The sequence below is a fragment of the Azonexus hydrophilus DSM 23864 genome, assembly GCF_000429605.1.
In the GTDB taxonomy this organism is placed as follows: domain Bacteria; phylum Pseudomonadota; class Gammaproteobacteria; order Burkholderiales; family Rhodocyclaceae; genus Azonexus; species Azonexus hydrophilus.
In genome coordinates, this window is record NZ_AUCE01000019.1 from 73299 (window position 1) to 87126 (window position 13828).

General features: G+C 62.1%; 10 protein-coding genes. 8 read left to right on the top strand and 2 right to left on the bottom strand.

Annotated elements, in window-relative coordinates; translation table 11 throughout:
- Window positions 1–31 precede the first annotated feature (31 nt).
- Window positions 32–2047 carry a methyl-accepting chemotaxis protein gene (locus G471_RS0111250; protein WP_028995427.1) on the top strand — a complete coding sequence of 672 codons (2016 nt, stop codon included), beginning with the start codon at window positions 32–34 and terminating at the stop codon, window positions 2045–2047.
- An 84-nt stretch (window positions 2048–2131) separates the two neighbouring features.
- Window positions 2132–3439, top strand: a complete 1308-nt coding sequence (locus tag G471_RS0111255; protein WP_028995428.1) for a phenylacetate--CoA ligase family protein — start codon at window positions 2132–2134, stop codon at window positions 3437–3439.
- Here the strand turns inward: G471_RS0111255 and G471_RS0111260 are convergent.
- Entirely contained in the window at window positions 3431–3967 is a 537-nt protein-coding gene (locus G471_RS0111260) for a DUF2062 domain-containing protein (protein WP_028995429.1), read from the bottom strand. The genes G471_RS0111255 and G471_RS0111260 overlap by 9 nt on opposite strands.
- Before the next feature lie 61 nt (window positions 3968–4028).
- Here G471_RS0111260 and G471_RS0111265 point away from each other — a divergent pair, with 61 nt between their 5' ends.
- Genes G471_RS0111265 through G471_RS0111275 form a run of 3 tightly spaced genes read left to right on the top strand, consistent with a single transcriptional unit; the run spans window position 4029 to window position 7960 of the window.
- Window positions 4029–6332, top strand: coding sequence for a DNA internalization-related competence protein ComEC/Rec2 (locus G471_RS0111265; protein WP_028995430.1), 2304 nt, complete (start codon window positions 4029–4031; stop codon window positions 6330–6332).
- A 24-nt stretch (window positions 6333–6356) separates the two neighbouring features.
- Window positions 6357–7211: an alpha/beta fold hydrolase gene (locus G471_RS0111270; RefSeq protein WP_028995431.1), complete on the top strand. Its 855-nt coding sequence runs from the start codon at window positions 6357–6359 to the stop codon at window positions 7209–7211.
- Window positions 7208–7960: an alpha/beta fold hydrolase gene (locus tag G471_RS0111275; RefSeq protein ID WP_028995432.1), complete on the top strand. Its 753-nt coding sequence runs from the start codon at window positions 7208–7210 to the stop codon at window positions 7958–7960. The genes G471_RS0111270 and G471_RS0111275 overlap by 4 nt, the downstream gene beginning before the upstream one ends.
- Here the strand turns inward: G471_RS0111275 and G471_RS0111280 are convergent.
- Window positions 7957–8478, bottom strand: a complete 522-nt coding sequence (locus tag G471_RS0111280) for a gamma carbonic anhydrase family protein (protein ID WP_028995433.1) — start codon at window positions 8476–8478, stop codon at window positions 7957–7959. The two genes, G471_RS0111275 and G471_RS0111280, sit on opposite strands and share 4 nt — an antisense overlap.
- Before the next feature lie 137 nt (window positions 8479–8615).
- On the opposite strand from G471_RS0111280, the gene G471_RS17475 reads away from it, so the two are divergent.
- The 3 genes from G471_RS17475 to G471_RS0111295 form a co-directional block, all read left to right on the top strand.
- A complete protein-coding gene (locus G471_RS17475) occupies window positions 8616–10721 on the top strand; it encodes a peptidase domain-containing ABC transporter (RefSeq protein ID WP_043421537.1) in 2106 nt (701 codons plus the stop codon).
- On the top strand, window positions 10711–11337 hold the full coding sequence (locus G471_RS19175; protein ID WP_157272512.1) for a hypothetical protein: 627 nt from the start codon (window positions 10711–10713) through the stop codon (window positions 11335–11337). Before G471_RS17475 ends, G471_RS19175 begins: the two co-directional genes overlap by 11 nt.
- A gap of 62 nt (window positions 11338–11399) precedes the next feature.
- A partial coding sequence (locus G471_RS0111295; RefSeq protein WP_281170400.1) for a calcium-binding protein occupies window positions 11400–13828 on the top strand: 2429 nt, incomplete at its 3' end.

Here is a 13828-nt window from a genome sequence, read left to right on the forward strand (position 1 = left end):
TATGGCCGGATCGTGGCCTTGGAGGTTGAATATGCGCACCTTGTTCGCACCCGCAGTTGCCCTGATGAATCGCATGCGTTTCCGGGCCAAGTTCGTTTTTCTCGGTAGCGCGCTGGTCGTCGTGCTGCTGGTCCTGCTGTACACGTTGTTCATCAATCTGAGCAAGGATATCCGCACCGCCCAGCACGAACTCGACGGTTTGCAGATGCTCAAGCCGATGAACCGTGCGGTACAGTTCATGCAGCAGCATCGGGGTCTGTCATCCGGGGTGCTCAACGGCAACGAGGCGATGAAGGAACGGCGTGCGGCAGCCGAACGTGAAGTCGAGAAGGCCATCGGCGAGACTGATGCCAGCCTGCTGCCGGTGCTGCGCGACAGCACTGCCTGGAAGGAAATCCGCGCCGACTGGGCGGAGATCAGCAAGCAGGGCCTGAGCTGGCAGGCGCCGGACAATTTCAAGCGCCACACCCAGATGGTGAACAAGGTCCTGGTCTTCATGGTCGATCTGGCCGATGAAACCGAGCTGACGCTGGACCCGCAGATCGATACCTACTATTTCATGGATACCGTTGTCGGCAAGATGCCGGCGATGCTGGAGCCGCTGGCGATCACGCGCGGGCGCGGTACCGGCGTGCTCAGCGCCCAGGAACTGACGCTGGATAACCGTCGCGAGATTGCCGCACTGATCGAGCGCATGAACGGCACCCTGCGCACGCAGAATTCCAACCTGGAGAAGGCGATGCGCTACTCGCCGGCTTTGCGCACGACGCTGGCCGAGCCGACGCAGGCGTTCACCAAGGCGGTTCAGGACATCGTCACTCTGGTCCAGCAGGACATCCTGAGCGAGCGTTTCGAAACCAAGCCGGCGGATTATTTCGCGCTGACCACGCAGGCCATCGACCTGGGTTACAAGATCATGTTCGAAACGCTGATGCCGCAGTTCGAGCAGCAGCTTGAAGCGCGCAAGGCGGCAGCCGAGCGCGTGCTCCTGTTCCAGGCCGCACTGGCGACGCTGGTGATGCTGGCGGTGGGCTACTTCGGCATTGGTGCTTATTACTCGGTGACCGATACCGTGCGGGTGTTTTCGGCTGGCGCCAAGCGCATGGCCGATGGCGACATGACCGTGCATTTTGCTTCCGAAGGGGCCGACGAGCTGCATGAGGCGGGTTCCGATCTCAACAACATGGCTGCCTCGATCCGCGAACTGCTCGCCCGCATCCAGGCCGACGTCGGCCAGCTGCGCGTGGCCGCAGGCGACCTGTCGACGTCCAGTCACCAGATTTCGGGCAGTGCCGGCTCGCAGAGCGATGCTGCGTCGAGCATGGCGGCGTCGGTCGAGGAAATGACCGTCGGCGTCGATCATATCGCCAAGAATGCCCAGGATGCCGAGGCCTATTCGCGCGAATCGGACCGCGTCGCCGGCGAGGGCAGCGCGATTGTCGGCAAGGTCGTGATCGAGATCCAGGGTATTGCCGATACGGTCAATCATTCGGCGAGCACGGTCGAGGCGCTGGGCCGCCAGTCCGACGAGATTTCGGCGATTGTCGGCACGATCAAGGACATTGCCGACCAGACCAATCTGCTGGCGCTGAACGCCGCCATCGAAGCGGCGCGCGCCGGCGAGACCGGCCGCGGTTTCGCCGTGGTGGCCGACGAGGTGCGCAAGCTGGCCGAGCGGACCGCCAAGTCCACCCAGGAAATCGCCGGCATGATTGCGGCCATCCAGTCGGGAACTGCGGTCGCCGTCGATAGCATGAAGCGGGGGGTGGACCGGGTGGCAGTCGGTGTTGTCGAAGCGCAGCGTGCCGGCGAAACCATCGGCGAAGTCCAGCAGCATGCCCGCCGGGTCATGGACGCCGTTTCCGAAATCACCGTGGCCTTGCGCGAGCAGGCGGCGGCGAGCACGGAAATCGCCCAGAACGTCGAGCGCATTGCCCAGATGGCTGAAGAGAACAATGCCGCGGCCGGCAGTAATGCACATACGGCGGACGGCCTGCGCCAGCTGGCCGAAACCCTGAATCAGGAAGTCGGACGCTTCCGTACCTGAATCTGAAGGCTGTCGTGCCCACGCCCGCTTCGGCGGGCGTATGATTTCTCCCTCGAACAAAAACAGCATCAGGGAGATGACACAATGATTTTCGATATCGAGAACGAGACCTTGCCGCGCGAGGATCTCGAGGCTTTGCAGTTGCGTCGCCTGCGCAGCACCGTCGAGCGTTGTTATGCGACGGTCAAGTTCTACCGCGAGGCGATGGACGAACTGGAGGTCAAGCCGCACCACATCCAGTCGCTGGCCGATGCCCGTCTGTTGCCGTTCACCAAGAAGGAGCAGTTGCGCGACAACTACCCCTTCGGCATGTTCGCCGTGCCGACCGAGCAGGTCGTCCGGGTACACGCTTCGTCCGGCACCACCGGCAAGCCGACCGTGGTCGGCTACACCCGTCGCGACATCGCCAACTGGGCGCAACTGGTCGCCCGCAGCCTGGCTTCCGCCGGCCTGCGCCCCGGTGACCGACTGCACAATGCCTACGGATACGGCCTGTTCACCGGCGGCCTCGGGCTGCATTACGGCGCCGAGGAACTGGGCGTGCTGACCGTGCCGATGTCCGGTGGACAGACGCAGAAGCAGGTCATGCTGCTGTCGGATTTCCAGGCGACCGCACTGTGCTGCACGCCGTCGTACTCCCTGAACATCGCCGAGGAAGCCGAGAGCATCGGCGTCGACATGCGCAAGTTGCCGCTGCGCGTCGGCATTTTCGGCGCCGAGCCGTGGACCGAGGAAATGCGCTACGAGATCGAGGCGCGCCTGGGTCTGGAAGCCATCGACATCTACGGCCTGTCGGAAGTCATGGGGCCGGGCGTCGGTGTCGAGTGCATCGAGGCCAAGAAGGGCCTGCACATCTGGGAGGACCATTTCCTGGTCGAGTGCGTCGACGTCAATACCGGCCAGCCGGTGGCGGACGGCGAGGAGGGCGAGATCGTGTTCACCTCGCTGACCAAGGAAGCTTTCCCCATCCTGCGCTACCGCACCCGCGACATTTCGGTGATCGACCGCTCACCGTGCAAATGCGGCCGCACCCATGCGCGCATCCGCCGCATCTCCGGGCGTTCCGACGACATGCTGATCATCCGCGGGGTGAATGTCTTCCCGACCCAGGTCGAGGCGGTGCTGATGCGTACCGAAACGCTGTCGCCGTTCTACCAGATCGAGGTGTTCCGCGAGGGCTTCATGGATTCGATGGCGGTCAATGTCGAAGCCAGCCCGCCGCTGTTCGCCAAGGGGCAGGAAGCGATGGAGCGCATCGCCGCCAAGGTGCAGAAGGACATCAAGGACTTCATCGGCGTGTCGTGCCAGGTCAATGTCAAACCGACCGGCGCCATCGAGCGCTCGATGGGCAAGGCGGTGCGCGTCATCGACCATCGCAGGAAGTCAGGCTGAACGCCGGCGGCGCCGGTGCCAGTGGCGGACGAGGTAGAGCCGCCAGGCGCCGCGCGTCAGCAGGTAGCCGGCCAGCGCCAGGCCGTCGGCAAGGACGATCAGGCCGACGGCGAGCGGTCGGGCGACGGCCAGCATCCACGCCTGCATGGCCTGCGTCCACGCCGTAAAACTATCGAAATCGAAGGCCGGCGGCGCCAGGAAGCCGGCCGTATCGCCGATCAGCAGCCGGCCAATCTGGTAGGCCAGCAGGTAGAGCGGGACGATGGTGAAGGGGTTGGTGTAGAGCGTCACGAATAGCGCCAGCGGCAGGTTGACGCGGAACAGGATGGCGCACAGCGCCGCGCCAGGCATCTGGAACGGCCCCGGGATCAGGCCGCAGAACAGGCCGACGGCCACGGCGCCGGCCGCCGAGCGGCGGTTCAGATGCCATAGCCGGGGGTGCAGCAGCGAGTTCTCGAACGGGCGCAACCAGGGGGTGCGGCGTATCGTTTCGTGATCCGGCAGGAGATTCTTCAGGAAGCGGCGCATGGGCGGATTATCGCAAAATGCGCCGGTCGCCGTTTGTGACGGTTCGTGCCATGATATTGGCATGAATCTGGCTGTGATCTCCTTTGCGCTTGGTGTCCTGTTCCTGCAGACCCGTGCTGCGCTACCGTCCAGCGCAATCCTGCTGGTAGCAGCATTGGCGCTGATGCTGCCGGCCTTGCGCTGGCGCGGGCCGGTGGTCCGTCTGGCGTTGCTGCTCGGCTGTTTCCTGATCGGCGTCGCCTGGGCCGGCTGGCGTGCCGAATGGCGGCTGGCCGACCAACTCGGCAGTGCTTGGGAAGGCCAGGATGTCGAAGTGGTCGGCGTGGTCAGCGGTCTGCCGCAGGATTTCGACCGAGGCGTGCGTTTTGAATTTGCCATCGAACAGCGGCTGACGCCCGGCGCCGTCGTGCCGTCGCGGGTACAACTGGCCTGGTATCACGGCAAGCAGGCGGTACCGGCGGTGGCGCCGGGACAGCGCTGGCAATTCACCGTCCGCCTGAAACGTCCGCATGGCGGCGCCAATCCGGGCGGTTTCGACTACGAAGCCTGGCTGCTCGAACGCGGCATCCGGGCGACCGGTTATGTCCGTCCCGGTGCGGCGACCCGAGTGGACGATTTCGTCTGGCGCCCGGCCACCGTCGTGCAAGCCCTGCGCGCCACCGTCCGGCAGAATTTCGCGCGCCTGCTGCCAGCCGAGCACTATCCCTGGCAGGGCATCCTGACGGCGCTGGCGGTGGGTGACCAGAAAGCCGTCGACAGTGATCTGTGGGTGGTCTTCAACCGTACCGGGACCATTCATTTGATGTCGATCAGCGGACTCCATGTCACCCTGGTCGCCGGCTTGGTCGGCGGACTGGTCGGCTTCGGCTGGCGCCGCGTGCCGGCGCTGGCCCTGCGTTGTCCGGCGCAGCGCGCGGCCCTGGCCGGGGCCGTGCTGGCGGCTTTCGCCTATGCCTTGCTGGCCGGCTTCGGGGTGCCGGCGCAGCGCACCCTGTACATGTTGCTGGTCGCTGCCGCAGCGCTAGGGTCCGGGCGCGTCGTTGCGCCCAGCCGGATCCTGGTGCTGGCCTTGCTCCTGGTGCTGATCGTCGATCCCTGGAGCCCGCTGGCGCCGGGTTTCTGGTTGTCTTTTGGCGCGGTGGCGGCCTTGCTCTATATCGGCAGTGCCGTCCTCGGCACCGGCGACGGCTGGCGTCAGCGCTTGCGCGGCTGGGGGCTGGTGCAATGGGCGGCGACACTGGCATCGCTGCCGGTGCTGATGCTGGTGTTCCAGCAGTTTCCGCTGGTTTCGCCGCTGGCCAATGCGCTGGCGGTGCCGGTGATCAGCTTCATCGTCACGCCGCTGGCGCTGCTGGCGGCGCTTCTGCCCTGGGCGCCGTTGATGCTGCTGGCGCACGGGATACTCGACGCTTTGATGGCCTTCCTGTTCTGGTGCGCGGCCTGGCCGGTGTGGCAGGCGCCGGCGGCGCCGCCCTGGGTGGCGGTCGGTGCTGCTGCCGGTGTGGCGCTGTGCCTGCTGCCGCGCGCGGTGCCGGGCAAATGGCTGGGGCTGGTGCTGATGGTGCCGGCGGTGTTCTGGCCGGCACAACTGCCGCCGCCAGACGAGGCGTGGATCGACGTGCTCGACGTCGGCCAGGGGCAGGCGGTGGTGATCCGGACCCAGGCGCACGCCATGGTCTACGATCCCGGGCCGCGCTACAACGCCGATGCCGACGCCGGCCAGCGGGTGCTCGTTCCCTATCTGCGCTGGCTGGGCGTGCGCCGTCTCGACAAAGTGCTGGTCACCCACGGTGACGCCGATCATGCCGGTGGGCTGGCTTCCCTGTTGGCGGCGCTGCCGGCGGAGCGCCTGTTGTCGTCGATGGCGGAACTGGAAGGCGGTCTGTGCGCGGCCGGGCAGGGCTGGCACTGGGACGGTGTCGATTTCCGCATCCTGCATCCGGCGCCCCAGGCTTACCTGCAGACGACCCGGCGTAACTCGCTGTCCTGCGTGCTGGCGGTGGATGCGGGCGGGCGCCGCATGTTGCTGACCGGCGATATCGAGGCGGTCGACGAGATCGCCATGGTCGAGCGCGATGCCGCCGCGCTGCGCGCCGATCTGCTGCTGGTGCCGCATCACGGCGCCCGTGGTTCGTCCACGCCGGCTTTTGTCGAAGCCGTTGGGGCGGGCGAGGTGATCTATTCGGTCGGTTACCGCAACCGCTTCGGTCACCCGCGTGCCGACGTCGTCGACCGCTACGCGGCGACGCAGGCACGGCAATGGCGTACCGACCGCGACGGCGCGCTGCGCATCCGGATGGCGCCGGCCGGCATGACGATCGATGCGACGCGCCGGCAAGCTGCCCGCTACTGGCACGGTCGGTGATACATTTCAGTCAGGAGGAGCGCGATGACAGCAAAACAACAGACCGTCCAATGTCTCAGCCCATCGGGCCTGCACCGGATGTCGTATTACGAATGGGGCGCCCGCGATAATCCGCGGGTATTGGTCTGCGTGCATGGCCTGACCCGCAACGGGCGCGATTTCGATGCGCTGGCCGAAGCCCTGTCCGGCCATTACCGGGTGATCTGCCCGGATGTCGTCGGGCGCGGCCAGAGCGCGCATCTGCGCGATCCTTCGGCGTACGCCATTCCCCAGTACGTGGCCGACATGGTGACCCTGATTGCCCGGCTCAACGTCGATTCCGTGCATTGGCTCGGCACCTCGATGGGCGGCCTGATCGGCATGGCGCTGGCGGCGCAGGAAGGAACACCGGTGCGCAAGCTGGTGCTCAACGATGTCGGGCCGCTGGTCACTGTCGAATCGCTGCGCCGAATCGCCGCTTATGTTGGCAACGATCCGGACTGGGCGAGCATCGACGAGGCGGTGGCCTACGTCCGTCAAGTCAGCGCGCCGTTCGGTCCATTGACCGACGCCCAGTGGTACCACCTGACCGAAAGCAGCGTCGTGCAGCGGCCCGACGGGCGCTGGGCCTTCCGCTACGACCCGCGCATCGCCGAGCCATTCCGCGCCGCCTTTGCCGACAAGGACATCGAGCTGTGGCCGCTCTATCAGGCGATCAGTTGTCCGACGCTGGTCGTTCGCGGCGGTGAATCCGACCTGCTCACGCCCGATACCTGGCAGCGCATGGGCGAGTGCGGGCCGCGTGCCCAGCTGGCCGAAATTTCCGGGGTCGGCCACGCGCCGATGTTCCAGTCCGATGCGCAGATTGCCATCGTTCGCGATTTTCTCTTGAGTGCATGAAACATATCCTGGTTGCCGGACTGAATCTGGAATACCGCGACATCCCCGCCAGCGCCGTCGACCGGCCGACGCTGGTGATGTTGCACGAAGGCCTGGGCTGCGTCGCCATGTGGCGCGACTTTCCCGACAAGCTGGCGGCGACGACCGGCTGCCGCGTGCTCGTCTATTCGCGGCCGGGCTACGGCAGTTCGGACCCGCATCCGCAGCCGCGCCAGCCCGACTACATGCACCGCGAGGCGCGCGAGGTGTTGCCGGCTTTCCTGGCCGCCCTCGGCATCGTCCGGCCGGTGCTGGTCGGCCACAGCGACGGCGGCAGCATCGCCTTGATCCACGCCGGCAGTTTCCCGCAGGCGGTGGCCGGTCTGGTGGTGATGGCGCCGCACGAGTTCGTCGAGGAAGAAACCCTGGCCGGCATCCGTACCGCGCGCAAGTTCTGGAGCAGCAGCGACTGGCCGCAGCGGCTGGCGCGCTATCACCGCGATGCGCAGCGTGTCTTCCACGACTGGAATGATTGCTGGCTATGGCCCGAATTCCGGGACTGGAACATTGAGGATTACCTGCCGGCGATCCGCTGTCCGGTACTGGCCATCCAGGGCGAGGACGATGAATACGCGACGCTGCGCCAGATCGAGGTGATTGCCGAAAAAGTGCCGGGCACGCAACTGCTGTGCCTCGCCAATTGCGGCCACTCGCCGCAGCGCGACCAGGAAGCGGCCGTGCTGGCGGCGATTGCCGGATTCGTCGGCTAGATTTCCTTGATCCGCTCGCGATAGCGGGCGGCGTTGTCGACGTAGTGCTCGGCCGATTTGAGCAGCTTGGCCGCATCTTCCTCGGACAGTTCGCGCACCACCTTGCCCGGCGAGCCGACGATCAGGCAGCGGTCGGGGAAGACCTTGCCTTCCGGGATCAGCGTATTGGCGCCGACGATGCAGCCCTTGCCGATCACCGCGCGGTTGAGGATCACCGAGCCGATGCCGATCAGGCTGCCGTCGCCGACGGTGCAACCGTGCAGCATGACCAGATGGCCGACGGTGACGTTGTCGCCGATGTGCATCGGCACGCCTTCGTCGGTATGCAGCACCGAGCCGTCCTGGATGTTGGTGTTGGCGCCGATGTGGATCGGGTCGTTGTCGCCGCGCAGCGTGGCATTCCACCACACCGAGGCATTGGCGCCCAGGCGCACGTCGCCGATCACGGTGGCGTTCGGGGCAACCCAGGCGTTGTCGCCGAGTTGCGGAATCTTGTCGTCGAGTTGATAGAGGGGCATGTTGTCTCCTTGAGAAGGTGTCAGTCGGCTGACAGTGGCTTGCAATGATAGCAATTCTGTCTATGCCTATTGTCATATTCCATGTGATTCTTGATATGGATAGAATCACCCCCTGAGTTCAGGCGCAAGGGGGGCGCGTGGAAACCCAAGAATTTGATCGCCAGCTATTACCCTGGCTGCTCGGCAGCCTGTGTACACTGTTCCGGCAGCCGTTTGATGCGGCGCTGCTCGAACAGGCCTTCCCACCGCCTCACAGTATTGAAACGCTGCATACCGCCGCCCGTTCGCTCGGGTTCAGGACTGGAAGCACCGCCCATCCCGCCGATTGGCGTCATTTGCCGCTACCGGTAATCGCCTTTCTCAAGGATGATGACGCTGAAATTCCGCTACTGATCCTGAAAACCGACGGCAGCAAGCTGCTTTACTTCCGCTGTGGCAGCCAGACACCGGAAACATTGGCGGTCGAGGAAGCGCCAGCGCGTCTGGCCGGGGAACTGATCTTGGTTGCCAGGGAGACCCCGGGCAGCGGCAAGGAAGATGCCGTACCCGGCTTCGAGTCCGACAAGCCGCGCTTCGGTTTCCGCTGGTTCATCCCGGAATTGCTCAAACACAAGACCATCTGGCGCGACGTGCTGCTGGCCAGTCTGGCGATGCAACTGGTCGGTCTGGTCACGCCATTATTCACTCAGGTGATCATCGACAAGGTCATCGCCCATCAGAGCGAAAGCACGCTGCTGGTACTTGGTATCGCGCTGGTGATGTTCATGCTGTTCAACAGTGGCATGACCTGGCTGCGTCAGTATTTGGTCCTACACACCGGCAACCGGATCGACGCCGTTCTCGGCAGCCAGGTTTTCCGGCACCTGTTGCGGCTACCGCTACCGTTCTTCGAGCAGCGGCCAACCGGCACGCTGGTTGCTCGCCTGCAGGGCGTGGAAACACTGCGCGAATTCGTTTCCGGCGCTGCAATCACGCTGGTGCTCGACATGCCCTTCCTGTTCATCTTCCTGGCAGTGATGTTCGCTTATAGCTGGCAATTGTCGCTGATTGCTGTCGGGCTGCTTGCAGCCATTGCCATCATCAGTTTCCTGGTCACCCCGGTGTTGCGTGAGAAGATCAACCGGCAGTTCATGCTCGGTGCCCGCAACCAGGCTTTCCTGACTGAATACGTTTCCGGCATGGCGACAGTAAAGTCGCTGCAGATGGAGGCAGATATCGACCGCAAGTACGGCGACTACCTCGCCCAGTACCTGGCTGCCGGTTTTTCCACCCGGCAAGTCGGCAACACCTACAACGTCGTCAGCAACGGGCTGGAACAGGTCATGACCTTGTCGATCCTGATCGTCGGCGCCCTCATCGTCATGCAGAACGAAGGCTTTACGGTCGGCATGCTGGTCGCCTTCCAGATGTTCGCCAGCCGCCTGAGTCAGCCGATGCTCCGTCTGGTCGGCCTGTGGCAGGAATTCCAGCAGGCCAGTATCGCCATCAAGCGTCTGGGCGACATCCTCGACATGCCACAAGAGCCGCACACGCTGATCCCGACCCGGGAAAGCGCCGGTCCGGGACGCATCGACATACATCATCTGGCCTTTCGCTATTCCAGGCACCACCCCTGGCTCTATCGAAACCTCGGCATGGCGATGAAGCCGGGGCACCTGACGGTGCTGATGGGGCCGAGCGGTTGCGGCAAGAGCACGCTGGCCAAGCTGCTGCTCGGCTTCTACCAGCCCGACGAAGGGCGTATTGAACTCGACGGCAAGGACATCCGCCACCTCGCCGCCAACGAGCTACGCAACACCTTCGGCGTCGTCCCGCAGGAAACCGTGCTGTTCGCCGGCACGCTCTACGACAACCTGATCATGGCTCATCCCCACGCCGCTTTCGACGACGTCATCCAGGCCTGCAAGGCGGCCGAAATCCACGAAGTCATCGAGCAACTGCCGAACGGCTACCAGACCGAAATCGGCGAACGCGGCACCGGACTATCGGGCGGCCAAAGGCAGCGCATCGCCATTGCGCGGGCCTTGTTGAAACGGCCGAAGATACTGATTTTCGACGAGGCAGTATCGAACCTCGATCAGCAGACAGCGGAGCATTTCGCCCGGACGATCAACAAATTGAAGGGGCAGGTGACGATGCTGTTCATCACGCACCAGATTCCCAAGGGCTTGGTGGTAGACGAGGTGGTTGAATTGAGCGGGAATACGACGCGGCAAATGGAGGTGGTTGAAGATGAGAAATGATGACAGGGACCAGTTTTCACGAACAGAGTTGGATGGGAAAAATGCAAAGAAGAAAATTTCAACTAGTTCAAAAATGGTGATTTTTGTGATTGGTGTTTTTTTTGTTGCATATTTTATTCAATTTGTTTGGTTTGCAATGGATAGCAAAGGGCAATACCAAGACGATTATGCATGGGAGGTGCTTGCGCATGAAACGCTGAGTCGGCAATACCAAGGGGTTCCAGAAATGAGGGTGACCTATGGGAAGCCGACCCATCGCTTCTGTGATTTCTGGAGTTTTGAAGCGATTTGGGGAAATTGTTTAACCGTAAAAATAGGCCTGGATGTTCGAGATTATCGTCCTGAATACAAGTCTACCGTCGAACGGGAAGTCGCCCGGTTGATCGGCCAACTAAGTAAACCTTGCAAATTGCTTTCGACCTTGGCGCTAGAACATGAATCTGATTTGGCAAAAATAATCGGTTGCAATAGCAGAAGAAAATTTTTCAAGCTTCATATCTGGGTCAATGAAGTCACTGTTGGTGGCGAACGGGGGCCAGTAGATCGTCCAAATCGATGGTCCATAAATACAGCGAAACACCTTTATACGACCGATTTTTTTGAAGGAGCATTCTAATGCCGTACTTGACTATTAGATCAATAAATCCCGGAGCTGCTAACGTTCGTGGTGATTCCTCAATGGTTGGGCATGCGTGGATTGAAATTAGTGAGTCTGCAAACTCTGCGACAGGAACGGCAGAAAGTTACGGCTATTACCCAGAAGTTCATTCGCCTTCAGCCCCGGGGGAGGTCCGTACAGATGATCGTGATAATTACCTTGGAATAGGTGATTCAAAGCAATTTGAAATTACGGAAGAGCAAGCTCAGGCAGTTCGTGATTATGCCAAGCTCGCTGACTATGGTTGGTATAATATAATTCCAGTAAATCCATTGTTTGATAATAATTGCGCTACGTTCGCGGTTGGTGCATTGAAAGCAGCAGGTATAGGCGTTGATATGCCGCTGAATGGGTTTATTCCTTGGCTTTTGCCAGTCAGGACAGGCCTTTTCTGCGAACTTAATCCCGAGATATGTGACCTTTTTAGTCGCGCCCGCACCACCGCCTCCCCGCTGGTCTTCGACCTCGACGGTGACGGTATTGAAATTGCCCAGCTTTCAGGAAATTCCCCGGTTCTTTTCGATCACGACGCGAATGGGGTAAAGACGGGCTCGGCCTGGCTGAAGAGTGACGATGCGCTGCTGGTGCTGGACCGGGATGGTAACGGGACGATAGACAGCGGCCGGGAACTGTTTGGCAACAACACGGTATTGGCCGGTGGTGGCAAGGCGGCGGATGGGTATGCGGCGCTGGGCGAACTCGACAGCAATGGTGACGGCCTGATCGATGCGCAGGATGCCCGGTTCGGGGAATTGAGGCTGTGGCGTGACCTGGATCAGGATGGGGTCAGCGATGCCGGGGAATTGTTCGGTCTGGCCGAACTTGGCGTGTCGCAGATCAGTCTTGCCAAGACGGCAGGCAACCAGCTGCTGGGCGATGGAACGCGGCTTGATGGTAGCGCTGGGTTTACGGTGAACGGCGAGACGCGCACTTATACCGATGCCTGGTTTGCCGAGAATGCGTTTTTCCGGGAATTCACGGATGCGGTGCCGTTGACCGCAGAAGCGGCGGCTTTGCCGGGGATGAAAGGCGCGGGCGCGGTGCGCGATCTGCGCGAGGCGGCGAGTCTGGATGCGTCGTTGGCGGCGCGGCTGGCGGGGATGCAGAACGGTGGTTGGGTGTCGCGGGAAGCATTGATGGGGCAGATGGATGCGCTGCTCAAACAGTGGGCCGATACGGCGGATTTCCAGACATCCCGGGAAAAGGCTCTGGCGCGGGGCGCACAACTGCTGTTCAAGCCGCAAGGTGTGACGGATATCGAAATGTCGGCGGTAAAGGCCGTGGAGACGTTGGGCATCGATAAAACCATGGTACTCCTGCAGGCTGGCGTCAGCGAGGAGCGCTATGCGGTCGTGTGGTCAGAAGTGCAGCGCTTTGGGGCGATGCTCGATACCCTGGAGGCATTCAACGGGCTGACACTTTATAAGTTTGCGTCGAACAGCATGAGTAGCGGGAACGGCGGGGTAAATCTGGCACCGGCGGGGAGCCAGACCCAGTCGACGGTGATCGTCATGGGACCGACTCCGGTAGTTGTCTCGATGGGGCCCAACCAGATGTCACTGCTGCTGCAAAGCTACGAGGCGCTCAGGCAGTCGGTGTATGAGGGGCTGGTTTTGCAGACGCGCCTCAAGGGATATCTGGATGTGATTTCGCTGAATATCGATGCCAGCGGTATTGCGTTTGATTTTTCGGGTGTGGATGCGTTGCTTGATGCGCAGTATGAGTTGAATGCGACGGAAGCTCTGGTCGATTTGCTCGACTTGATGAAGCGTTTTGGCGGTGGAGCCCAATTTGGTTGGGAAACCGGCCCGAGGCTGAACTCCTGGATGGCCGAGGTGGAAAGCCAGGGAGGCAGGGATGCAGTGCATAAAGTGTTTGCGGGATACAGCGGGATGGCTATGTCGGCGGGTAGCGATTTCTATGTGGCTTCTGCAACCGATAGCAATTTGAGTGCGGGCGAGGGCGATGACTTCGTGGTGGGTAATTCTGGAAATAACACGCTGTATGGCGGAGGCGGGAATGACACGTTGATTGGAGGGGCTGGCGACGACGTTCTGCGTGGTGATGCAGGAAATGACATTTTGTATGGCGGAGAGGGTAACGATACGCTCTATGGCGGTGATGGTAACGACCTTCACGACGGCGGTGCGGGGAACGACACGCATTGGGAGAGCCTGGGTGATGACGTGTATCTGTTTGGCCGGGGTGATGGTCAGGATGTGATCACGCAGTACTACAACAGCGGCGGGACGGATGTGATCCGGCTGAAAGCTGGGGTGGCTCCAGAGGATGTGAAGTTGTATCGGTCGAGCACGGTGAACGGGGGCTACGATCTGATCTTGAGCATCGTCGGGACGACGGACAGCATCCGGGTTCAGGGCTGGGTGAACAATCCGAGTGTACGGATCGAGCGGATCGAGTTTGCTGATGGGACGGTGTGGGATACGGA

Bases quoted from the DNA above. Each gene is read 5' to 3' on its own strand.
- G471_RS0111250 (WP_028995427.1), top strand. From the start codon at position 32: ATGCGCACCTTGTTCGCACCCGCAGTTGCCCTGATGAATCGCATGCGT.
- G471_RS0111255 (WP_028995428.1), top strand. From the start codon at position 2,132: ATGATTTTCGATATCGAGAACGAGACCTTGCCGCGCGAGGATCTCGAG.
- G471_RS0111260 (WP_028995429.1), bottom strand. From the start codon at position 3,967: ATGCGCCGCTTCCTGAAGAATCTCCTGCCGGATCACGAAACGATACGC.
- G471_RS0111265 (WP_028995430.1), top strand. From the start codon at position 4,029: ATGAATCTGGCTGTGATCTCCTTTGCGCTTGGTGTCCTGTTCCTGCAG.
- G471_RS0111270 (WP_028995431.1), top strand. From the start codon at position 6,357: ATGACAGCAAAACAACAGACCGTCCAATGTCTCAGCCCATCGGGCCTG.
- G471_RS0111275 (WP_028995432.1), top strand. From the start codon at position 7,208: ATGAAACATATCCTGGTTGCCGGACTGAATCTGGAATACCGCGACATC.
- G471_RS0111280 (WP_028995433.1), bottom strand. From the start codon at position 8,478: ATGCCCCTCTATCAACTCGACGACAAGATTCCGCAACTCGGCGACAAC.
- G471_RS19175 (WP_157272512.1), top strand. From the start codon at position 10,711: ATGAGAAATGATGACAGGGACCAGTTTTCACGAACAGAGTTGGATGGG.